Genomic DNA, 21,851 nt, shown 5'->3' with positions numbered 1-21,851 from the left:
ATAGAAAAGAGTATGAAAAAGATAATAATTCTACTGTGTATATCGTTTTCCTTCTGCTGTTGTGACAGTTTTCTGGATGTGAATCCGGATTCGGAAGTGATTAATGGCGATATGTTCAACTCGGCAGACGGGGTTGAAGATGCTCTCTACGGTGTGTACATGACGATGGTAACCAAGGATATGTACGGTCGGTTGATGTCGAATATGATACCGGAGATATTGGGACAGAATTTCGTTTCCACCTATTCGTATCTGCCTTATCTGGGGCGTTTGGAGTATGACCGGAGTGAAACCCGGGGAATGTACAAGAGTATTTGGAAAACGGGATACTTGACGATTAGCTACTTGAATAATATTATTGAGAATCTGGAAGGAAAGAGCGAGAAGGATTTCCGTTATTATGATTTGTACATGGGCGAGGCTTTGGGATTGAGGGCTGCTATTCATTTCGATTTGTTGCGGTTCTTTGCCGTGCATATCAATTCCTCGAACGAGTCGGCGAAAGCGAAAGCTATCCCGTATGTAACGGAATATGATTTCAAAGTAACGCCTTATTCTTCCGTGGCAGATGTTTACGGGAAAATTATTGCCGATTTGGAGAAGGCGGAAACTTTGTTGGCGGATGACGAAACGTATATGCCTGCCAATAGGGTCGGGAGCGAGAAAGGTTTTACCGGGGCACGGGTATTGCATTTTAATCTTTACGCGGCACAGGCTATGTTGGCTCGGGTGTACTGGATGAAAGGTGATTTGGCAAAAGCCAAAACGTATGCCGATAAGGTGATTCGTTCCAATAAATTCCGTTTTGCCAATAAGACGAACTTGAGTAGCTTCATGCAGAAAACAATTTCTTTGGACGAAACGATTTGGGGATTGTATAATGCTGAAATATATTCCGACTGGTACACGCAACATATCAATCGGCAAGGATTGGGAGAGTTGTGTGACGGTTTCGCGGATATTTATAAAGATGCGGGTCCCGCGCCGGGGAGCGATTACCGCTATTCGGCTTGGTTCGAAACTTACGAGAAGAGTGGGGTTAGTAGGGATATATGCGTGAAAATGATGGGACGGGTATCCGATACGACTTCTACAACCACGAGTTATGGCGGTGGGCCTTACTTGGGAACCAGTATGGTGAGAATCCCCGAAATGTATTATATTATGGCAGAGGCTTTGTTGGACGAGGGGGATGTAACGGGTGCAACGTGGTATTTGGATACGGTGCTCAGCGCCCGCGGAATGGTGAAGTTCGAGAATCGTACACCTGCTGTAGAGATCACGTTGGATGATATCATGGCGGAAAGAAGAAAAGAGTTGTTCGGGGAAGGACAATGGTGGTTCTGCTTGAAACGATTGAACAGTTCGGTAAGATTGGCGACTTCTTCGGCCGTGATTCCCGGTAGCGATAAAATTTATGCTTTGCCGTTACCGACAGAGGAAGAAGATTATCGCCCTAATGAATAACTATTAAAGTGAGTCGTTATGAAAAATAAATATTTGATATATATCGGAATAGTCCTTTTCTCGGGAATATGGGCTTGCAGTAACGATGCTGTTTATTATGACGCAAACCAGAAAAGGTCGATTTATTTCACGTGGGATAGATTGCATGCAGTCGAGAAGACGGCTAATGATACCGTGTTTTTCAGTTTTGCCTTGTACAACGAGTCGGAAATCGAGTATAAGATTCCGGTAAAGGTGATCGGGATGCCGATGAACGAGGAACAGGAGTACGAGGTGGAAATGGTGGCGGACTCTTCGACGGCCGTGTTGGATAAGCACTTTAAATTTGGCAAGTTGGTTATTCCCAAGAATGAAGTGGATGGGGAATTGTCGCTCGTGTTGGAACGTACGGATGATATCATGGATAGTCCCGTGTACATCTACTTGCGGTTTAAGGAAAACGAAAACTTCCAACCGATAGCCAAGAATTTTTATCGATTGGCTGTTGTGGATGGGGCATTGCCTGCTCCCCAGTGGTGGGCAGCCAATTATTTAGGTGTTTACGCGCAGAATAATGACAGGTTGTACCGGAAGATGTTGGAATATTTCTGGCAGTTGGAGGAGTTGAAACCGGTTTTCTATGCCGATGCGGTGAAGGAATACGGGCTTTACTTGGAGGATGCTCCAGCCGGATTTTACCAAAGGGCGGGTAATATAATCTGGATCAATTACGTGTTCAAACCGGCTTATGATTTTTATAGTGATCCGGCGAATACTTACGAGGGATTTGCCATGGTAAATCCGGATAGGTTTATTCGGTAGTAAAGAAATTAAAAAGAATATGTTATGAAAACAAAATCTTATATAGTTCTGTTATTCTGTATCATGGCAGGAATGTATTCCTGTTATGATGACGACTCAACCTTGGGGAGGAATAATGTATCGAAGGTTTCTATTTCGGCGGCTTACGACACGCTTACCACTTATTTCGGGGAAGAGTTAGTGGTAAATCACGTGAAGGTGGAACAGTCGGGAGAGGAGTTGCCGTTGACTTACGAATGGGCATACGGGGAATTGAATATGTCGGGTGGAGCTTTAAAGCCTTATCCGATCAAAGACACGCTTCATGTTGTGTCGACAGAGTTGGAATTGAATTATGCTTTCCGGAAATTGGGTACGTTCGGTTTAAGGTTGAAAGTGGATAACGGTGAAACAACCGAATTTAAGTATTTCGTGTTACAGATTGACACGGAATATGCCGAGGGGATCACGATGCTTAGTAAGAATAGCGAGGGAAAAGGTCGGCTTTCGTTCATGAAAACCTTGACAAGAGAGGAGATTAGCGCGGGGAAGGAGCCTTATTTCCAAGATGATATTATGGAGGTTTGTAACCCGGATATGGAATTAAAGAACGTGACAGACATGATACAGCATGACGGACGCTTGATGATTAGTTCCGGTAGTGACGCGAGAATATATAATATGGATTCCAGAACTTTTGGTATCGAGATGGCAAGTTCCTTTGCCGCGAGATTCCCGAATGCCGCTCTTCAGCAATTTATTGGAATTTCGAGTCAGGATAATATGCACGTGTATTCTTCCGACGGAAGGGCTTATGTTTATGAAACGATGCTGGATGAATTACTCGTGTTGGATGCTTTCGCGGATTTGGATGTTGACGCGGGGATTCCCTATAATAAACCCGTGTTCGTGAATTACGAGAATTCGACATATTATATTGCCAGTACATCAAAGTATATTGTAACGAGTGGAAGTAATTTCGCGGATTTGGATATTATACAGACTTGCTTTATCGGTACGAACTTGTATATATTTGCCACACGGAAAGATGATCCTTCCAAGGTATATATCGGTCGTACAACTTCAAGTAGTTTTGGTAAACCAACGGCTGCCAATATGAAAGAATACACGGCTACGGGAGAGATATGTATGGATCGTAATTCCATACTGGTAGGAGTAAAACCCCATACTTGTGTATATTACACGTATAAGAATGCGATTTATAGATATAAACCTTACGAGGAGTTACCCACGCAACCTGTTATAACGGTGTCGGACGGAATGGAAATAAAGACTCTTTCTTTGGATCCTGACCACGGTTATCTTTATGTCGGTGTGTACGAGAAAAATAGTACTGAAACCTTGAAAGGCAGTCTTTATATTTATGACACGGAAAATAGTCGCTTGGTGGAAACGCACAAGAATATAGGGGATGAACCCGTGACTGTGATTTATAAAGAGAGAGTGTAGGAGATTTTGGATTTAATGATTTTAGATTTAAGATTCCTGTAATCTGATTTAAGTATTCCGGCTCTTTCTCTGTTTGTTGAGGAGGGGTTGGAATATTTTCTAATGACAAGGAGTACATGTTGAAAAGAAGCCGTGTGAGCGAATCATTAAACCTTCGATTATTGATATCCAAATATAGTAAAAATCCAAATCTTTTTCAAATAACTAAAGAGATATTTAATAGTTTACAATCAATATTTTAACACTGTATATTGTTTTAGTCGTGTTAGTTTTTTTGCTCTCTCTTTTAACGAACGTTTATTAATACATAAGTAAATTTGTATGTTGATGAAACAAAAAGCGTTGTATGATGGTTTTGTGAAAGGTGACGAGAAAGCCTTGGAGGTATTGTATGATCAATATTTTGCCACGTTGGGGGTTTACGCGAGTCGTTTCTTGCGTGAAGAGGATATGTGTGTGGATGTCGTGCACGAGAGTTTTATAAAAACTTGGGAGAAACGCGGGCAGTTTACTTCTTTTCAGGCGATTATCGGGTTCTTGTATACTTGTGTCCGAAATGCTTGTCTGAACGAGTTGCGGCATTTGGATATAAAAAACAAAGCATTATTACAGCAAGCTTCTGTTTGTGATATTGAAAACGAGATTATTGAAAATGAAGTGAAACGGATTATTTGGGCGGAGATAGCCAGATTATCCGGTGATTATCGTGATATTATGGCCATGAGTCTGGAAGGGTATTCCACGAAAGAGATATCCGAAGAATTGAATCTTTCCGAGCAGACGATTAAAAATAAAAAGGGGGAAGCTTTAAAGCAACTTCGTAAGAATATGGGCCCCTATCAATGGTGTTTGCGCTGTTTTTTCTAGTCTTTTTGCTATGTCCGGGTAGCAAATTACGAAAAAAGTTTCCCTACCCTTAGTTTTCCTCAATAAATAATTTTTTGCCTTCTTTTTGTTGGTGAAATTGCAATTTCTTTTGCCGTCTTTTCCTGATGCAGTAAGTCAATGAAATAATTTGTCAGGGGAATTGACGATTCTTAATTATTCTATTACTTTTGTTCGCTATGTTGTAAAATACACGTGTTAAAATGTAAATTACGGGAAATGATGGTATATTTTTGTGGTACATTTGCATGTGTTTTGAATGTTGACACATGGTGATGCATATTGTTTTACTATATATTTAGATGTATTTGGGTTGATTTTTAAGGTATTGGATATACCTTAGCGATTTATCGGAAGTTTTTAGTTATGGTAGAAGTGTATATTAGATACAAGAATTTATAAAATAGTAAACGAAAGGAAACTTTATTATAGGGTTTAAATAAAATGTCTAGAATTTTTTGTTCGATGCTTCTGATCATTTGTTGCGTGTGTCTGTTCCGTTTTCCGGGATTCGGTGATACACGTTCTGGGAAAGTTGTAGTTACCGGAGAGGTGAAAGGAGAGGAGGGCGAGCCGTTACCGGGAGTCACGGTTGTGGTGAAAGGAACCTCATGGGGATGTGTCACGGACAAGGATGGAAAGTTTAAACTGGACGTGCCGGATAAAGATGATGTCATACTCGAATTCAAGTATGTCGGGATGAAGACTTTGGAGACGCGGGTACCGAAAACCCGCGTGCTTGAAGTGGTGTTGTCTAAAGATACGAAAGAATTGGACGATGTGATTGTTACGGCGTATTACACCTTGCCGAAGAATGCTTTTACCGGAGAGATCACCACGTTGAGAGGTGAAGACTTGTTACGGGTTTCTCCGAACAATATCATTCAAGCGCTGGCAACGTTGGTTCCGGGATTGCGGGTTATCGAGAATAATGAACAAGGGTCTAACCCGAATGCCGTTCCCGAGATACTGATTCGGGGTGCTAGTTCGTTAGTGTTGAATGATCAGTCGGGAGTGAACACGCCTTTGATTATTCTGGACGGGGTGAAGATAACAATTGAAGAGTTGTATGATTTGGATATTTATGACGTGGAACGGGTGGATATTTTGAAAGATGCTTCTGCCGCCGTGCTATACGGCGAGAAAGCTGCTAACGGGGTGATTCTGATCGAGCGTACACGGGTGAAAGGAAATCGACCGAGGCTCAGCTATAATTTTACCCCTATCTTTAGTTTTCCCGATTTAAGTTCCTTGCGTCTTTGCAACGCGGAACAGAAACTCGAGTTGGAGCGTTTGGCAGGACTTTATGACAAGGCGGACGGGAGTCTTTACCCGTCTTACGCTTATAAACTGGAAAACGTGCGTCGGGGGGTCGATACGGATTGGGCTTCCAAACCGTTGCGTACAGCTTTTACTCACGGGCATTCGGCATCCCTTACCGGACGGGGCGGGAATATAGAGTACAAGGTTGCCGGTCGCTTTACCGATATGTATGGCGTGATGAAAGGTGATTTCCGAAAGAATTACGGTGTCAACTTCTCGTTGGGATATCGCCTGCGTAAGAAGTTATTGATTACCTATCGTTTCGCTTACACGATGACCGATAGTAAGAATAGTCCTTACGGGAGTTTCGCGCAATATACTTTGATGAATCCTTACAATCCGGTGTATGACGAGTCCGGTAAATATATCCGGAACTACGATTTTTACCCGCTCGGCGAGAAGGGAAACGTTCAACAGAACCCGTTGTACAACGCTTCGCTATCCAGTTTCTCGAAGAACCGGGGCAAGAATATAACGAATTATTTATCTGTGCGTTGGGATGTGTTCAAGTCTTTGTTCGTTTCTGGTGATTTGAGCGTGAGTCAACGGGATAGCCGGAATAAAGTGTATGTTTCACCGGAGGATTCCCGCTTCGATTCCGAGGTGCTTGCCAACAAGAAAGGAACTTACACGGAAACCCATGGCGAGAGTACGGATTGGAGTGCCAAGATGGCGCTGAACTATCGTTTGGTATTAAACGAGGCGGGAACGACTGTGGTTTCTTTGAGTGCAGGAACAGATATCGGGAAATATAAATCGTCCGCTTCACAGTTGAAAGCGGAGGGCTTTCTGAAAGATAAAATGACCGATTTGAAGTTTGCCGCACAGTACGTGAACACCAAGCCGACAGGTGGTGAGCAGGAATCGGCGGAAGTCGGATTCTTCGTGAATGGCAGTTTTGATTTGTTGGGGCGTTATTTCGTGAACGGTTCATACAAAACGTCGGGTTCCTCGAAGTTCGGGAGTAATCATCGTTTCGCGCCGGTGTGGTCGGCGGGTATCGGGTGGAATATACACGAGGAGGATTTTATGGATTTCGATTGGTTGAACGTGTTACGTTTGCGATTTAGCGTGGGTTCCACGGCTAACGTGACGTTCTCCCCGTATCAAGCTATGACGACTTACTTATACGGGAATGATTTGCTTCATTACGGTGGGCTTGGTGCCGTGCCGATCACAATGGGAAATCCCGATATGAAGTGGCAGATCACGAACAAGTATAATTGGGGATTGACGGCTGCTTTATGGAATGAAAGAATAAACGTGGCGGCGAGTTACTATATCGAGAGGACGAAGGATGTACTTATGCCTCTTTCCTTGCCCTCGTCCGTGGGAGTATCCGAGGTACACGTGAACATGGGTAAATTGCGAAATTCCGGTTACGAGTTCTCAATTTCTGCCGAGATATTGAAAACGAGAGATATGTCGTGGCTCGTGACTGTGAACGGTTCACGCGTGATAGATAAATTGACACGGATTTCGGATGCGCTCCGGGCTCAGAATCTGGCTGCTTATTACGGGGTGAAACCGCAACCCATGTTCGTGGAGGGTGGTTCGCAATTCGGGATATATGCCATGCGTTCGGCAGGGATTGATCCTGCTTCCGGGCAGGAGGTGTATATCAAGAAGAACGGGAAATACACGTTTACTTATGATTCGGAAGAGCGGGTAGAGGTGGGGAACACGAATCCCACGTTGGAAGGGAGTTTGTTTACCGGTTTCGGGTATAAGGGATTTTCGGTGAATGTGTCGGCAGCTTATCGTTTTGGTGGTGACCTGTATAACACGACGTTAGCGAATAAAGTGGAGAATATTGATCCTTTGGGTAACGTGGATAGACGGGCTTTTACGGAGAGATGGAAAAGACCGGGTGATCTAGTGCGTTTTCTGGGGATTCCCGAAAACGAAACGGTTGTTAAACGATATTCCGAACGCTTCGTGGAACGGGATAATTTGTTGGCAATCACGAGTGTGATGCTGAATTACGAGTGGCAAGCGGAGTGGTTGAAGAAAGTCGGTATCAGAAGGATGAACGTGGGATTCGGTATGTCGGACATTGCCCGGATTTCATCCGTGAAACAAGAACGGGGAACGGAATACCCGTTTCAGCGAGGGTTTAATTTTACGTTGAGAACAACCTTTTAAATGAAGAAAGTATGAGAAAGATATGGTTACTGTTGTGTATGTCGTTCCCGTTCTTCGGTTGTGAGAACTTCCTGAATATAAATCCCGATTCGGAGGTGGTGAACGAGGATATGTTTAGTACCCCGGAGGGAGTGGAGGATGCTTTGTATGGCGTGTATATGTCTATGGTAAAGGAGGATATGTATGGAGGAAAGATGTCGGTAGTGGTTCCGGAGATTTTGGCGCAGAATTTCATGACAAGTGATAATTATTTATTTCGTCTGTCATATCTTGATTTTGATAATGTATATGGACGTAATGTTGCAAAAAATATGTGGAATGCTAGTTATCTTGTAATTAGTTATTTGAATAATATTATAGAAAATCTGAAACGTAAGAGTGAAACAAGTTTTCCTTATTATAAGCTGTATTGTGGGGAGGCGTTAGGGTTGAGGGCAGCAATTCATTTTGATATATTACGCTTGTTTGCAGTCCATTTAAATTCAACAGATGAAAATGCAAAAAAAGAAGCAATTCCTTACGTAACAAAATATACTTTTAAAGTCACACCTTTCTCTTCTGTTGAAGAGGTTTATGATAAAATTATTGCTGATTTGAAGGAAGCTGAGGCTTGTTTAGTTGAAGATAAATCTTTGATGCCTACCGTACGGAAAGGAAGTGAGTCCGGTTTTACGGGAGCTAGAGAATTGCATTTTAATTATTATGCGGCTCAAGCCATGTTGGCACGGGTATATTGGATGAAGGGGGATTTGGAGAATGCGAAGAAGTATGCCGATAAAGTGATTCAATCCGGTAAATTCACTTTTGCCATTAAAAGTACGCTAGGAACTTTTATGGCAAGGCGGGTTTCTTTGTCGGAAACTATTTGGGGACTTTACACGACGAATATCAGTGCATACCTGTATGATAATCAAATGAAAAGTAACGTGCTAAAACTTCCGTCAAGTTGGGCAAATATTTATGAAGAGGATGATCCGCGTCTTAAAAAATGGTTTGTGACGAAAGAATTTGAAGGAGGAGTGAAGGGAGTTTGTGTCAAGATTATGGATGAAAACAATGATGCTTCTCCATACACGGGTGGCGGATATTTGGGATTCAGCATGATTCGGATTCCGGAGATGTATTATATTATGGCGGAGGCTTTGTTGGCGGAAGGGGAAACCGAAGAAGCAAGGGTTTATTTGGATTCCGTGGTGGCAGCCCGGGGATTGGTGAAGTTTGCCGACCGTGATTTTGTTCGGGATATAACGATAGATGATATTATGGACGAATGGCGTAAGGAATTTTACGGGGAGGGGATATGGTGGTATTGCTTGAAACGGAGGAACAAGGATATTTTCGTGCATGAAAGAAATTCGGTCATCGCGGGAAGTGATAAAATATATACTTTGCCGATACCTGTTGATGAATTTGAATACCGTGACGAATAATTTCAAAAGTCAATGATGATGAAAGATAAACGTGTAATCTGGTTGATATTGTCAATGCTGGTTTGTGGATGGGCTTGTAGTGATAAGACCATAATCTATAATCCGGAACAGAAAAGAAGTATCTATTTTTACAAGGATGTCAATAGATACGCGTCGAAAGTCGTTCCGGATACGATAGAATTTAGTTTTGCGGCACTGGAAGAGTCGGAATACCGTTATGATATTCCGGTGAAATTCATCGGGATGCCGATAGAGAAAGAGATAGAGTGTGAGGTGGAAGTTGTTGCAGACTCTACCACGGCGGAGGCGGGAAAGCATTATGAGATGGGGAAGATTGTGTTTCCCGAAGGAGAGGTGAAGGGAATGTTGTCGCTCCGTTTGAAACGGACGGAAGATATACAGAAACATCCTGTGATGATTTATATGAGATTGCGGGAGGACGAGAATTTCGTGCCGATGGAGAATGAATGTTATCGGTTGTCTGTGGTGGATGGGGTTTTGGTTGCTCCGGGATGGTGGGCAAGTGGGTATTTGGGGGTGTACGCTAATGGTAATTATAAACTTTACCGGAAAATGCTGGAATATTACTGGGAATTGGAAGAGTTGAAACCCGTGTTTTATGCCGAAACCGTGAAAGAATACGGGAGATACTTGGAGAAAGCACCTGCCGGATTTTTTCAGCAACCGAATAATATCGTGTGGATCAAGTACGTGTTTAAACCTGCTTACGAATTTTACAGTGATCCGGAAAACACGTATGACGGTTTTGACATGGTTAATCCCGATCGTTTTATTCGTTAGGAAATGAGTTTACAAGGAGGAAAAGTGTTTATGAAAACGAGAATTTGTATAGGTATCTGGCTTTTGTTACAGTTCGGGATATATGGTTGTCTGCATGATCATACTTCCGTCGGGGATAAGGAATTGTCGGAAATCACAATAACCGCGGAACATGATACATTGGTTGCTTACTTTGGTGAAGAGTTTATTCTCGACCATTTGAACGTGGAACAATCCGGCGAAGAGTTGCCCTTGTCTTACGAGTGGGGATATGGTAATTTGAAAATGAACGGGAATGAAATAGCGGAATACCCGATTCGGGATTCTTTGCGTGTTATCTCGCACGATCCGCAACTTCGTTATACCTTTCGGGAATTGGGAACATTCGGGTTGAGTTTGAAAGTCGAGAACGGGGAGTCTATTCGTTTTAAATATTTCGTTTTACATATTGATACAGAGTTCTCGGAAGGAATAACCGTTTTAAGTCGTGATGAAGCGGGAAAAGGACGGTTATCTTTTATGAAAACGCTCACGAAAGAGGAAATTGATGCCGGAGTGGAACCGTTCTTCCGAACGGATATCATGGAAACCATCAATCCCGGGATAGAAATGGAGGATGTAACCGACATGGTACAAGTGAATGAAAGATTGTTGGTTTCTTCCGGTAATACGGCACGGATTTATAATATGGATGTTCGTACCTTTGATGTGAATGGCATGACTTCTTTCCGGGGAACTTATCCGACTTGTTCTTTGCGTGGTTTTGCAGGGATATCGGCACAAAATAATATGTATATATACTCGGATGACAAGAGTGCTTACGTGTATGATTATGTGGTGGATGAACTGATACTAACCCGTTATTTTGAAGACGTGGAGGCGGATGCTTTTTGTATGGGAGAGAAGCCCGTGTTTATCGATTACGAGAAGTCTGTTTTGTATTCCCCTCGAAGTGGCGGGTTTAATGAATCCGGTGAGAGATTCATAGCTTTTGATGTTCATGCTGTTTGTTTTGTCGGTTCTAAATTGTACATGGTGAATACCATGAAAACAATGCCGACACAGGTCTATCTGGCATTGACAAATGCTACATTCAGTTCCTTAAGTACTGTAAAGTTCTATCCGTCTCTCGAAGCGATTAAGATAGATCGGGAATCTATTTGCGTGGGATGCAGTGCTTTGAGTTGTATATTTTATACTTATGATAATGCCGTGTATTGTTGGAATGTGACAAAGGAATTGCCGACCGAACCTATTGTTACCCTGCCGGATGGAATGGAAATAACTGCTTTATCGATGAGTGCTGATGAAAATTTGTTGTACGTGGGTTTGTACGAGGAAAACTCGGCCTACGCTTTAAAAGGGAGTCTTTACATTTACGATGCTAAAGATTATAATTTGGTTAAAACTTATCCCAACATAGCAGATAAACCGTTGCGTGTGATTTATAAAAAACGAGTGTAGAAAAAATATTCGGGTGATAGCCATTGGATATTAAATACAATTCTTAACTTTGCTACGCACGTGTAAATGTTGTGTATTAATATTAATTAAAAAATAGGTGCATGAAAAGAATGTTATTGCTTGTTCAGATATTGATTCTGACTATTTTTGTTTCTACTGGAAGCAACGAAATTGACACCAATAGAAGAGATGTTCCTGCGCTCCCAGTACAAGCAGTGGATCAGCCTTATTATAATCAGCTTTCCAAAGGTGGAAATTGTTATACGAAGGATCATCATTGGTTGAAAAATGGAAATAACCATATACAGGTAGGTACTTCATACATGATAATAGGCGCTATTGGTAATAGTGTTATTTTTATATCTCCTGTAAAAATAGTGGATGATACTTTTGTGAAAGGAGATTTATTGGCAGAAATAGAGGGTACGTCTGGAAAACATGAGCTTCGGGCTCCATGTGATGGTAAAGTAATAGGTATAAATCTTCAGATTGAAAATCCTTCACAAATGGCACCAGATCAAGTATGGGTTTATAAATGTGAATTGAAGAGAGATCAGTTAGGAACTTTAATGGATGAGGAAGAATACGAAAGATTTGCACAATAAAATAGTATAAATCTACTATCACACCCTTGAAAAAGCATTTAAAATAGTCTTTTTCAAGGGTGTCTTGTATTCGGATATTTATGATTACAAGACGTGTTCCTATAGAGAATCCTATGTAATCCTATCGAAGACCTAGGGTAATAAGTACATAGGGACGGTGCTGGTCTGCTCTAAGTCCAGTGATTCTATAATGGAGATAATAGGAACTCCACAGGATAAACGGAGGAAGAACGAAGGAGGGGTATGATTACGGTATTACTTGGGTAGGATTACAGTGGGTTCTCCATAGGAAATGGTTATTTTCAAACTCCTTGTTTGTTTCCGAAAAGAGAGAGATGTAATCGGTCGCAGTAACGCCACCCATTCCGGATGCAATGTTCCAATGTTTTTGGGATGGTTAGTTGTAGTTCTTCGGGGGTGGCACCCATGGGCATAAGCAGTATGTCTTCTTTTTTCCAGTCTTTTAGCCGAGCAAGCAATTGTTTGATTTCCGTGATGTCGGACTCGTTGGAGTAAACGAATTTAAGTTGGAAGTCTTTCCCGTGTTTTCGGGCGTGCGTGATAAAAGATTGTATCGCTTCCGGGTTTAGGCGTATCGTGTTATGTCGTTCGGCGTGAGGGGGAGGAGGGACAGAGCCGGATAATTTGGGTGACATGCTAAAGAAATCGAGTTCACGGGCACAGGCTTCGTCAAAAATCGTAGCGTTCGTTTCCACGGTAATATGGAATGGAGTCACGGACTTTAGTTGACGGCATAACTCTCCGACAGCTTCCGCTTGCAGGAACGGTTCGCCGCCCGTGATGACGATATGGTCGATGTTTCCCCAGTTATAACCAATGATGCGTACGGCTTCTTCTATCGCTAAAGTGAATCCGTTCTCGACACGATACGCTGCGTAAGCCGTGTCACATTCACACGTGCCACCCGCGGGTGTGCGCCACGTGCAATGAAGATTGCAACCTGCCAAGCGTACGAAAAGAGAGGGTATGCCGTTTAATTTCCCCTCGCCTTGAATGGTTCCGGGTACAAGCAATCCCGAAGCAGGCAATTCTTTCAATAATTTACCTTCTTTATCCCTCGTGATGGGGAATATTCCGTCTTTGGCTAGATGCAGGTTCATTTTATCAATTGTTTCCACCATGCATCATTTTTCCACTCTTCCTGAATAGCCTCGGAGAAGCGTATGTCGTGAATGTCAAAATCGACTAATTTCATGTCCTCGCGGAATGCTTCGGCGTATCCGGTTGCCGTTTCATGTACCCGAACGGAAGTGAGTTGCACGTTGCCCTCGCCATTCTCGTGTGCCGTGTTCTGGAGAATCTTGTCTATCAAATAGAATAAAAGCAAAGCGTACCCTTCGGCTGACGGCGAAACGGGAATTTCCGCTACCCGGCGGTTGTATTTGTACACGAATGATTTCAGTTCTTCGGATTCTTCTCGCCACAGTGAATAGGTATGGTCGAAGCTGTCCACGAGTTCTTTTACCTTGTCGAGTAGCACGAAGTCCATTACCATGTAGCCTCTGTCCAACTTATCGGACGTGATAAATACTTCCACGATATACGAATGCCCGTGAATATTCTCCCGACACCGATGTGATGAACAGTTCCGAACAATGTGCGCTCCCTCGAATTTGAATAACTTCCTGATAAGCATGTAATGATTTTAGATTTAATGATTTTAGATTTTAGATTGAACTCCTCCGCCCTTCGGGCACCTCCTCTTATTTTCAATTTTTCATTTTCAATTTTCAATTGTAAGTGGGTCTTTTATCCCTGCTTCCTCGAATGCTTTGGTGCGGAGGAGGCAACTGTCGCATTTGCCGCATGGTTTTTCGCCGCCCCGGTAACAAGTCCATGTAAGACCGTAGTCTACACCAAGACGGGTGCCCCAGCGAACCTCATCGGCTTTGGTCATGTGCATGAAAGGCGCGTGGAGGGTGATTTTTTGTTTTTTCTCTGCCCCGAGAACAGTTCCCAGATTGATGGTCTGTTCCATGGAACGGATGAATTCTTCCCGACAATCCACGTACCCGGAGTAGTCCACCTCGCTGACGCCGATAAAGATATCGGCAATATCCAAGGCATCGGCGTAAGATGCCGCCACGGAAAGAAATACCATGTTACGTGCCGGGACGTAGGTATCGGGAATGGTTGTACGGTTGATATTCCCGTCGCCGATATCCATTTTCTCGTCCGTGAGGGAACAACCGTCCCACTGGTTCAGCATCAATTGCACGAATTTATGTTCTTTTACCCCTGCCGCTTTCGCCACGGCTTTGGAGGCTTCAATCTCCTTGTCATGTTTTTGCCCGTACTCGAAAGTAATGGCATACAATTCATCAAATCCCTGCTCTTTCGCGACATACAAGGCCGTCGACGAATCCAGTCCCCCGGATAATAAAACAAGCGCTTTCTTCATGATTTTCTTCTCTTGTCAATTTACACGACAAAGGTAAATATATTTCAGACATTGAACAATTCGGACGGGGCGGAAGAGAGAAATTCTTCAAAAGAAATTCCATCCGTTCCCCCGATAAAGGTTGGGTTTGGGTGATAAGCTTTTTATTTAGGTCAGGCTAATAAATTGTTTAGGTAGAGCTAATAAAATTTGGAGAGATATATTTTATGAATATTAGTTTAGTTAGAAAATGGTTTAAGGGTAATATTGGAGTATAGAGTGGACTGAAAAGTTTTTTTAGAGTTTGATTGTTATATTTGTCGAACGATAGACGTGTAAATTAGATTAGTAGCATTATATTTGCATGGTTATTAATGTTGATGCTCGTGGATTATTCAGATGATAAAGAATTATTAGAAGTATTGAAATGTGGCAAGATATCAGCTTTCGAGTATATCTATACCACATACTATGATTCTTTGTTGAATTATGCCGACCGTTTATTAAATGATTTGGAAACCGCCCGGGATGTTGTCCAACAAATGTATTATAAAATATGGGAAGGGCGTGAAGTACTGAATATTTCTCTTTCTGTAAAAGCATATCTTTTTAAATCGGTTTATCACGCATGTTTGAATACTCTGGCTCATAAAAAGAATATTCAAAAGTATGAGCGGGAACAATTGGCAGACCTTTATTTTTCTAATGTTATTCAATCGCCGGAGGCTGAAATGGAATTGTGGCAGGCTGATGTAGCCAAAGCGTTGGACGAGGCAATAGCTTTGTTGCCGGAAAAGTGTAGAGAGGTATTTGTTTTAAGTAAGGTAGAGGGGTTGAAAAATAGGGAGATTGCTGAAAAATTGAATATTTCCGAGAAAACGGTAGAACGGCATATGACGATAGCTTTGAGTAAGTTGCGTGAGGAATTGGATTGGTTGCTGCAAATTATTTTATTTTTTTCGGTTTCTCATTGGGGGTAAAACATGTTTTGTCTGTCTTTAGTGTATAAAAGGCAGGAAAGATGGAAACAGAGACTTTCAATATAGATGAATTACTGATTCGTGTTTTGTCGCATCAGGCAGAACAAGAGGAAATTGTATATTTTTCAGAATGGATGAAGGATGAGCGGAATCGACTTTATTTCGAGAAGTTTAGAAAAGTGTGGAATCTTTCCTCTGGAAGACATGCAGACCGGGAAATGGTTGAGGCGGGACTGGAAGACTATCGACGGTTTATGCATCGGTCTTTAAGTCCGAAACATAGCATGAAGCGTGTATGGAGAATGATCTCGGCTGTAGCCGTGGTGATGATTGGTGTTTTTGCTTTGCTGCATTTGTATGAACCGGAAAAACAAATTGTCTCCGAGGGGAAGGAAATTATTTATAGTAAAGGAATATTGTTGACTCTTTCCGATGGCAGGAAAGTAAATGTTCTTTCCGATTCTTTGGCTTTGTCCGACGGAATGGAAGATGATATCAAGATAAGTAAGATCAACAACCGGGAGATTGCTTATGAACTGAATGATTCATTGGCGGGGGCTGGGGATTTTGAATTGGCATACAATGAAATTATTGTCCCCGCGGGAGAGCGTTTCTCTCTTCGGTTGTCGGACGGGACAAAGGTTTGGATAAACTCGGAGAGTTCGTTGCGTTACCCGATACGTTTCGGTAAAGAGAGACGGGAAGTGGAGGTACGGGGAAACGTGTATTTTGAAGTGACACGGGATACAGCTTGTCCATTTGTTGTTTCGGGGAGGGAGTTGGTGACTGAAGTACTGGGAACTTCTTTTGAAGTGAACCTGTACGGGGATCGGGATGAGGCCAGTGCTACTTTGGTGGAAGGAAAAGTGAGGGTTCTGGCGGGGAAATATTCTGTCGTTATGAAGCCCGATGAGCAAATCGTGTTTAACACGAAGAGCGGGGACGTGGAAGTAAAAAAGGTGGATGCTGCTAATATGGTAAGATGGAAAGATGGAGTACTCGTGATAAATAACGAGCGGTTTGATGATGTCGTTTGGAAATTGGAGCGTTGGTACGGTGTGGCTATTATTAATGAGACAGGAAAATCATTCACTCAGCTTTTTAGCGGAGAATTTGACCGAGAGGATGTTCAAACGGCTATTGAAACGATATGTGTGAATCTGGGTATTCAATACAGAATGAATGAAGACAGTATTATTTTACAAAAATAAAAAAGGAGATCCGTGCGACCAACACTTGGGATACTCCTTTTAAATTAAGCTTTATATAATCATTTAAAACTTACATGACAAATCTATGAAAAAAAAACAACATTTTTTATCGTTGTCAGTATTATTTCTCAAAAGAGTGGTTTTACTGACGTTGATATGGGGGGGTATTTGTTGCAGTCCGGTTCGGGCTGCCGATGCGGGACAACCTCGAAAGGTGACCTTGAATTTGAAAGGGGTGTCACTTTCCGTGCTGTTTAACGAGATAAAAAAACAGACTTCTTACAAATTCTTCTATAATGATACTCAAGAGAAGAATATCGGGAAGGTTACCGTTTCCGTGACGGATGAAACCGTTGAAAACGTGTTGAAACGGGTATTTGAAAATTCTGCCTACACGTTTCAAGTCGTGGGTGAACAGATTGTGATCACGGATAAAAAAATGGAAGATACAAGACAGAAAAATGTCCGTATCACGGGGCTGGTTACGGATCAACACAAGATCCCATTGTCCGGTGTGACCGTGGTCGTGAAAGGAGTTCCGATTGGAACTGCCACTGACGTAGACGGTAGGTATGCATTGACATTACCCGTGATGGAGAATATGGCTTTAATATTTTCGTTTATCGGAATGGAAACTCAAGAGGTGAAATACACGGGACTGGACACGATTAACGTGATCTTGCAGGAGCAGGCAGAAACCTTGCAGGATGTGGTAGTCACCGGTATTTTCAAGAAAAACAGGGAGAGTTATACGGGTGCCGTGCGGGTGGTGACGGCTCAGGAGTTGAAAAACTTCAAGGGGCGTAACCTGATTGCTTCATTGGCAAATATTGATCCGGCATTTAACCTGATAGCGAATAATGACTTGGGTTCTAACCCAAACCGATTGCCGGAAGTACAGATCCGGGGTGCCGCCAGTTTGCCGAACGTGGGAGAGTTGCAGGATAACACGAGCGCGGATCTGAACACGCCGTTGATTATTCTGGATGGGTTTGAAACCACGTTGCAACGGATGATGGATTTGGACGATAACGAGGTTGCTTCCATCACGATTCTGAAGGACGGTTCGGCCACTGCGCTTTACGGCTCACGCGGAGCGAATGGTGTCATCGTGATTACCACAAGAGAGCCGGAACCCGGTAAATTGAGATTTTATTACAAGGGGGAGATGAATATCGAAACACCAGACCTGAGTGATTATCACGTGTTGAATTCACGGGATAAGTTGCGTTTGGAGGAGATGTCCGGATATTATCATACCACGACTTTGGGACCGGATTGGGAGATCAGATTTCAGGAATATCATAATGCCGTACTCGCTCAAGTGGAAAAAGGGGTAGACACGGATTGGCTGTCGATACCTTTACGCACGGGCGTGGGACATCGTCATAACTTAAGAGTAGAAGGCGGAGATGCCAGTTTCAGGTATTCGCTCTCCTTACAGTATAATTTGACCGAAGGGGTAATGAAAGATTCCAAGCGGGAGAATTTTAACGGAGAGATCAATTTGTCATATAAACATCAACATTTGATATTCAGCAATCGCTTGTCAATCGGTTTGAATAAAGCGAGTGAATCGCCTTATGGGGCGTTTTCCGATTACGTGAAATTGAATCCGTATAGGGAGCCTTATGATGAAGAAGGAAATGTGCGGCGATATTTTGCCCCTTATAATTGGGGATATTGGGCTAATTCGTCAGGTGTCGATAGCGAGAAGGGGGTACCTAATCCATTGTATGATGCGACATTGAAGACATATGATAAGAGCAATTACACGAATATCACGAATAATTTCTCGATAGAATGGACTCCGATTCCGGAATTAACATTTAGGGGGCGTGTCGGTATTTCCGGACAAATGAACGAGTCGGATGTATTTAGACCGTCGACACATTCCAGTTTCGTTTCTTATACCGGGGAAGATGTTGCACGGAAAGGAAGTTACCAGTATGGTACAGGAAAGGATTACAGGTACGAGGCCAGTTTCACGGCAAATTACAGGAAGTTGTTTGGCGGGAAACATTTGGTTTATGCCGGAGTGAATGCTGAAATGAGCGAGTCGACGGGACGTTCATATACTTTTAAAGTGGAAGGGTTTGCGGACGAGTCTATCGACTTTTTGTCCATGGGGCTTCAATACGAGAAAGAGGCTAAACCTTCAGGTTCCGAATCTAAATCCAGAAGAGTCGGTTTAGTGGGAAACGTGAATTATTCTTACGATAATCGTTATTTTATGGATTTCAATATCCGGACGGATGGTTCTTCTCAATTCGGCTCGTCAAAACGTTTTGCACCTTTCTATTCCGTGGGATTGGGATGGAACGTGCACAATGAAGAGTTTTTCCGAAATAATATTTATATCAACAGATTAAAATTGAGAGCTTCTTATGGAGTTTCCGGAAGTCAACAGTTCAGTTCTTACCAAGCGATGGAAACTTATTCCTACTACGTGGGGGATCGTTACAATATATGGATGGGAGCTTACCAGATGGCATTGGGAAACAAGAATCTGGAATGGCAAACCGTGGACAAATATAACGTGGGGTTTGAAGGAGAGTTTCTGAACAGTCGTGTGAGTCTTGATTTGGATGTTTATTTAGAGAAGACTTCAAGCCTGTTATCCTCTTTGGAATTACCTTATTCGAATGGTTTCGACAGTTATACCGAGAATATCGGGTCTGTCGAGAATTCGGGATTTGAATTGAAAGCGAGCGTGTGGTTGTTACGAGATACGGAGAAGAGGTTGATGTGGTCTGTCACGGGTAATATCGCTCACAACAAAGATAAGATCACGAAGTTGTCGGAAGCGATGAAGGCTGCGAATGAGAAATTAGCCCGGACAAGCGGCTCCAATCCCAATCGGATATTGCGGGAAGGTGATTCGCAAAATGCGATCTATGCTGTTCCTTCTTTGGGGATAGATCCGAGTTCGGGAGAAGAGATTTATCTGAAAAAGAACGGGGAGGTGACTAAACTATGGAGTGCGGATGATCGGGTGAAATGTGGTGTCGCCCAACCGAAATATAGAGGAAACTTGAGCACGATGGTACGCTACAAGGATCTTTCACTGAATATGTCTTTCGGTTTCCGGTGGGGAGGGCAACAGTATAACCAGACTCTGATCGACCGGGTGGAGAATGCGGACAAGCGATATAACGTGGATGACCGAGTGTTTAAAGACCGTTGGCAAAATCCGGGAGATAAAACATTCTTCAAGGGTGTGAACGTGACAAGACCATCTTATTATTCTTCCCGTTTTGTTCAGGATGAAACGTCTTTCTGGTGCCAGAATATGAATCTGACTTATGAATTAAGAGATTGGGCGTGGATGCGTCATTTGGGAGTATCGGTAATTAACGCGACGGTGGGAACCGGAGAGTTGTTTTATCTGTCAACGATCAAACAGGAAAGAGGGCTTTCTTATCCTTTTTCCCGACAGTATATCATGTCATTGTCCGTTATGTTTTAAAAAAGGTGATTATGAAAAAGATATTTATAATAGCAATAGTATTTGCGGGAATTGTTTTTTCCGGTTGTAATGATTGGTTAGACGTGAATCCCCGTACGCAGATTAAAAAAGATGTCTTGTTGGAGACTCAGAAGGGATTCCGGGATGTGCTTACCGGAGCTTATATTCGCTTGAAAAATGATAATCTTTATGGTGGTGAAATGATGTGGGGGGCTATCGAGTACTTGGGGCAACATTGGGAAACTACAGCCGGGTACACGGATTATTATATCCAGCAATATAGTTATACGAATAGTTCGGTGAAAGACAGATTCACGAATATTTTTAAAACATATTACCAAGCGATAGTTGACGTGAATAGTATTCTTGAGGTGATAGACGGGAAGAAAGATATTTTCACGAAAGGGAATTACGAGTTGATCAGGGGAGAGGCTCTGGCGATACGTGCATTTTGTCATTTGGATGTGTTGCGTCTTTTCGGTCCTATGCCTGCGGGCGAGATTTCAGGAAATAAGATATTGCCTTACGTGAAGACCGTAACTAATGAAATACATGATTATTCTACTTACGGGCAATTCGTGCAATTATTGTTTGAAGATTTGAACGAAGCGGAAGATTTACTAGGCAAGGTAGATCCGATATTGAAATACTCGGTAGACGAATTGAAGGATGAAACAACATGTGACGTGGAGGATGATTATTGGACTGACCGCCATGTGCGTATGAACTATTATGCGATATTGGCTTTGAAAGCCAGGTTGTATTTCTGGACTCAGGATATGACAAATGCAGCTCTTTACGCGAATAAGGTAATTGGGGCAAAGGATGCTGCCGGTAAAAAGATGTGGACTCTGGCGGACGGGGTAACAATGGAATCGGGAGATTTGGCCTGTACCTCGGAAGATATCGTGGGATTGAGCGTGTATAATCTTGATACAAAGGCAACTGATGTTTTTGATTTGACCGGGAATGGGAAATACATGGGGTGGAAATTCACGTATTACGTGTTCCCGACAAACGAGAGTGCAGTGGATGTCCGCTATAACAAACAATGGGTGAAAACAACGAAAAGCGGATCGGATATCTATATCTGCAAAAAATATTATCAACCGGATCGGGATGCGAAATACGAGATACCTCTGATTCGTTTGACGGAGATGTATTTTATCGTGATGGAAACAACTTCTTCGGTGGCGGAAGCAAATAGCTTGTATAAAGAGTATGCGTCCGCAAGAGGAGTGAGTAGTGGTGTTGATTTGGCATCTGACCGGGTGAACAAATTGAAGAAGGAGTTTAATAAAGAATTTTATGCCGAGGGGCAAATGTTTTTCTTTTATAAAAGGACAGGGGCAACTCAATCTCTTGATTACGTCACGCTGAAACCTGAGGTTTACGTGGCTCCTCTGCCCGAAAGAGAAATAGTGTATAACAATAAGTAATT

16 protein-coding genes are annotated in these 21,851 nt (G+C 42.6%); 13 read left to right on the top strand and 3 right to left on the bottom strand.

Features of this window, described 5'->3' with window-relative positions; translation table 11 throughout:
* Positions 1-12 precede the first annotated feature (12 nt).
* From CS948_RS15675 to CS948_RS15635, 9 genes are all read left to right on the top strand, one after another.
* Entirely contained in the window at positions 13-1,467 is a 1,455-nt protein-coding gene (locus tag CS948_RS15675) for a RagB/SusD family nutrient uptake outer membrane protein (RefSeq protein WP_099292624.1), read from the top strand.
* Positions 1,468-1,485: 18 nt separating this feature from the next.
* The gene (locus CS948_RS15670; RefSeq protein ID WP_099292623.1) at positions 1,486-2,268 is read left to right on the top strand and encodes a DUF4843 domain-containing protein; all 783 of its coding nucleotides are present in this window, start codon (positions 1,486-1,488) and stop codon (positions 2,266-2,268) included.
* Positions 2,269-2,292: 24 nt separating this feature from the next.
* Positions 2,293-3,717, top strand: a complete 1,425-nt coding sequence (locus CS948_RS15665) for a hypothetical protein (protein ID WP_099292622.1) — start codon at positions 2,293-2,295, stop codon at positions 3,715-3,717.
* Between the two features lie 327 nt (positions 3,718-4,044).
* A complete protein-coding gene (locus CS948_RS15660) occupies positions 4,045-4,584 on the top strand; it encodes a sigma-70 family RNA polymerase sigma factor (RefSeq protein WP_176555081.1) in 540 nt (179 codons plus the stop codon).
* A 483-nt stretch (positions 4,585-5,067) separates the two neighbouring features.
* Positions 5,068-8,070 carry a SusC/RagA family TonB-linked outer membrane protein gene (locus CS948_RS15655; protein WP_255302039.1) on the top strand — a complete coding sequence of 1,001 codons (3,003 nt, stop codon included), beginning with the start codon at positions 5,068-5,070 and terminating at the stop codon, positions 8,068-8,070.
* 11 nt (positions 8,071-8,081) lie between these two features.
* Positions 8,082-9,500 (top strand): RagB/SusD family nutrient uptake outer membrane protein, encoded by a 1,419-nt coding sequence (locus CS948_RS15650; RefSeq protein ID WP_099292619.1) that lies wholly within the window; start codon positions 8,082-8,084, stop codon positions 9,498-9,500.
* A gap of 18 nt (positions 9,501-9,518) precedes the next feature.
* Positions 9,519-10,301: a DUF4843 domain-containing protein gene (locus tag CS948_RS15645; protein WP_255302038.1), complete on the top strand. Its 783-nt coding sequence runs from the start codon at positions 9,519-9,521 to the stop codon at positions 10,299-10,301.
* Between the two features lie 30 nt (positions 10,302-10,331).
* The gene (locus CS948_RS15640) at positions 10,332-11,744 is read left to right on the top strand and encodes a hypothetical protein (RefSeq protein WP_099292617.1); all 1,413 of its coding nucleotides are present in this window, start codon (positions 10,332-10,334) and stop codon (positions 11,742-11,744) included.
* A 101-nt stretch (positions 11,745-11,845) separates the two neighbouring features.
* Positions 11,846-12,349, top strand: a complete 504-nt coding sequence (locus tag CS948_RS15635; RefSeq protein WP_099292616.1) for a hypothetical protein — start codon at positions 11,846-11,848, stop codon at positions 12,347-12,349.
* 302 nt (positions 12,350-12,651) lie between these two features.
* On the opposite strand, the gene CS948_RS15630 is transcribed toward CS948_RS15635, so the two are convergent.
* The 3 genes from CS948_RS15630 to queC all read right to left on the bottom strand — a co-directional run bounded on the left by CS948_RS15630 (position 12,652) and on the right by queC (position 14,771).
* On the bottom strand, positions 12,652-13,491 hold the full coding sequence (locus tag CS948_RS15630; RefSeq protein WP_255302037.1) for a 7-carboxy-7-deazaguanine synthase QueE: 840 nt from the start codon (positions 13,489-13,491) through the stop codon (positions 12,652-12,654).
* Positions 13,467-14,006: a 6-carboxytetrahydropterin synthase gene (locus tag CS948_RS15625; RefSeq protein ID WP_099292615.1), complete on the bottom strand. Its 540-nt coding sequence runs from the start codon at positions 14,004-14,006 to the stop codon at positions 13,467-13,469. Before CS948_RS15625 ends, CS948_RS15630 begins: the two co-directional genes overlap by 25 nt.
* Before the next feature lie 87 nt (positions 14,007-14,093).
* Positions 14,094-14,771 carry a 7-cyano-7-deazaguanine synthase QueC gene (queC, locus tag CS948_RS15620; RefSeq protein ID WP_099292614.1) on the bottom strand — a complete coding sequence of 226 codons (678 nt, stop codon included), beginning with the start codon at positions 14,769-14,771 and terminating at the stop codon, positions 14,094-14,096.
* Positions 14,772-15,130: 359 nt separating this feature from the next.
* On the opposite strand from queC, the gene CS948_RS15615 reads away from it, so the two are divergent.
* The 4 genes from CS948_RS15615 to CS948_RS15600 all read left to right on the top strand — a co-directional run bounded on the left by CS948_RS15615 (position 15,131) and on the right by CS948_RS15600 (position 21,849).
* Positions 15,131-15,730, top strand: a complete 600-nt coding sequence (locus CS948_RS15615; protein ID WP_255302108.1) for an RNA polymerase sigma-70 factor — start codon at positions 15,131-15,133, stop codon at positions 15,728-15,730.
* Positions 15,731-15,771: 41 nt separating this feature from the next.
* Positions 15,772-16,941 (top strand): FecR family protein, encoded by a 1,170-nt coding sequence (locus CS948_RS15610; RefSeq protein ID WP_099292612.1) that lies wholly within the window; start codon positions 15,772-15,774, stop codon positions 16,939-16,941.
* Between the two features lie 85 nt (positions 16,942-17,026).
* Complete coding sequence (locus tag CS948_RS15605; RefSeq protein ID WP_099292611.1) at positions 17,027-20,410, top strand: SusC/RagA family TonB-linked outer membrane protein; 3,384 nt, start codon at positions 17,027-17,029, stop codon at positions 20,408-20,410.
* Positions 20,411-20,421: 11 nt separating this feature from the next.
* Entirely contained in the window at positions 20,422-21,849 is a 1,428-nt protein-coding gene (locus CS948_RS15600) for a RagB/SusD family nutrient uptake outer membrane protein (RefSeq protein WP_099292610.1), read from the top strand.
* The last annotated feature ends 2 nt before the right edge of the window (positions 21,850-21,851 follow it).

Source organism: Butyricimonas sp. Marseille-P3923 (assembly GCF_900184685.1).
GTDB lineage: Bacteria > Bacteroidota > Bacteroidia > Bacteroidales > Marinifilaceae > Butyricimonas > Butyricimonas muris.
Note: the sequence above shows the minus strand (reverse complement) of the source record. Positions and strands in the feature narration are given on the sequence as shown.

What these genes read in the sequence shown, in the direction of transcription:
- CS948_RS15655 (WP_255302039.1), top strand. Translation starts at nt 5,068, where the DNA reads ATGCTTCTGATCATTTGTTGCGTGTGTCTGTTCCGTTTTCCGGGATTC.
- CS948_RS15650 (WP_099292619.1), top strand. Translation starts at nt 8,082, where the DNA reads ATGAGAAAGATATGGTTACTGTTGTGTATGTCGTTCCCGTTCTTCGGT.
- CS948_RS15645 (WP_255302038.1), top strand. Translation starts at nt 9,519, where the DNA reads ATGAAAGATAAACGTGTAATCTGGTTGATATTGTCAATGCTGGTTTGT.
- CS948_RS15605 (WP_099292611.1), top strand. Translation starts at nt 17,027, where the DNA reads ATGAAAAAAAAACAACATTTTTTATCGTTGTCAGTATTATTTCTCAAA.
- CS948_RS15665 (WP_099292622.1), top strand. Translation starts at nt 2,293, where the DNA reads ATGAAAACAAAATCTTATATAGTTCTGTTATTCTGTATCATGGCAGGA.
- CS948_RS15615 (WP_255302108.1), top strand. Translation starts at nt 15,131, where the DNA reads ATGCTCGTGGATTATTCAGATGATAAAGAATTATTAGAAGTATTGAAA.
- CS948_RS15600 (WP_099292610.1), top strand. Translation starts at nt 20,422, where the DNA reads ATGAAAAAGATATTTATAATAGCAATAGTATTTGCGGGAATTGTTTTT.
- queC (WP_099292614.1), bottom strand. Translation starts at nt 14,771, where the DNA reads ATGAAGAAAGCGCTTGTTTTATTATCCGGGGGACTGGATTCGTCGACG.
- CS948_RS15640 (WP_099292617.1), top strand. Translation starts at nt 10,332, where the DNA reads ATGAAAACGAGAATTTGTATAGGTATCTGGCTTTTGTTACAGTTCGGG.
- CS948_RS15660 (WP_176555081.1), top strand. Translation starts at nt 4,045, where the DNA reads ATGAAACAAAAAGCGTTGTATGATGGTTTTGTGAAAGGTGACGAGAAA.
- CS948_RS15675 (WP_099292624.1), top strand. Translation starts at nt 13, where the DNA reads ATGAAAAAGATAATAATTCTACTGTGTATATCGTTTTCCTTCTGCTGT.
- CS948_RS15610 (WP_099292612.1), top strand. Translation starts at nt 15,772, where the DNA reads ATGGAAACAGAGACTTTCAATATAGATGAATTACTGATTCGTGTTTTG.
- CS948_RS15625 (WP_099292615.1), bottom strand. Translation starts at nt 14,006, where the DNA reads ATGCTTATCAGGAAGTTATTCAAATTCGAGGGAGCGCACATTGTTCGG.
- CS948_RS15630 (WP_255302037.1), bottom strand. Translation starts at nt 13,491, where the DNA reads ATGGTGGAAACAATTGATAAAATGAACCTGCATCTAGCCAAAGACGGA.
- CS948_RS15635 (WP_099292616.1), top strand. Translation starts at nt 11,846, where the DNA reads ATGAAAAGAATGTTATTGCTTGTTCAGATATTGATTCTGACTATTTTT.
- CS948_RS15670 (WP_099292623.1), top strand. Translation starts at nt 1,486, where the DNA reads ATGAAAAATAAATATTTGATATATATCGGAATAGTCCTTTTCTCGGGA.